The 823-nt window shown below is 44.8% G+C and carries 1 protein-coding gene; it reads left to right on the top strand.

Features of this window, described 5'->3' with window-relative positions; translation table 11 throughout:
* A partial coding sequence (locus FY048_RS18930; RefSeq protein ID WP_446092165.1) for an NAD(P)(+) transhydrogenase (Re/Si-specific) subunit beta occupies positions 1 to 823 on the top strand: 823 nt, incomplete at both ends.

Raw genomic sequence — 823 nt, 5'->3', positions numbered from 1 at the left:
AACCTTCTTTGTTGCGAATAACCCAGTCATCTGGATGATTGTTGGTGCAATGGTGTTGGGTGCAATCGTAGGTATTGCACGTGCTCGTACTGTACCAATGACTCAAATGCCTGAAACTGTGGCGTTGATGCACTCTTTAGTTGGTTTGGCTGCTGTCCTCATTGCAATCGCTGCAATTTTGCATAACAACCAACTCACTGAATTGTTTGCTCAAAATGAGGCAGCTTTAACTGCGGCTGGTGTGCAACATGTGCACATGAGTAGTGTTCATTTATTTGAATTGTTCGTTGGTTGTTTTGTTGGTGCGATTACCTTTACTGCATCTGTGTTTGCGTACGGTAAATTGGCTGCAAAAAAATGGGCAAAAACGATTTCTGGTGCATGGGTTAAGCCGGTTCAAGCGATTATCTTTATTGCGATGTTGGCTTGTGGTTTCTACTTCTTTACCACTGGTAACATGACCGCATTCTGGGCAATGACAGCACTTGCACTTGCATTTGGCTGGGTATGGATTGCACCAGTTGGTGGTGGTGATATGCCTGTAGTAGTATCACTTCTTAACTCATTCTCGGGTTGGGCAGCAGCAGGTATTGGTTTTACCCTTGAAAACAACATGTTGATCGTTGCGGGTTCTCTCGTAGGTTCATCTGGTGCGATTCTGTCGTACATCATGTGTAAAGCAATGAACCGCTCAATCATCAATGTATTGTTTGGTGGTGCAATGGGTGGTGCAGCGGTTGCTACAGCTGCTAAAGGTGAACAAGTTCAACGTAACCACCGTTCAGGTTCTGCCGATGATGCTGGTTTCTTGATGTCAAATGCA

Source organism: Acinetobacter sp. 1124_18A, from assembly GCF_052824995.1.
Note: the sequence above shows the minus strand (reverse complement) of the source record. Positions and strands in the feature narration are given on the sequence as shown.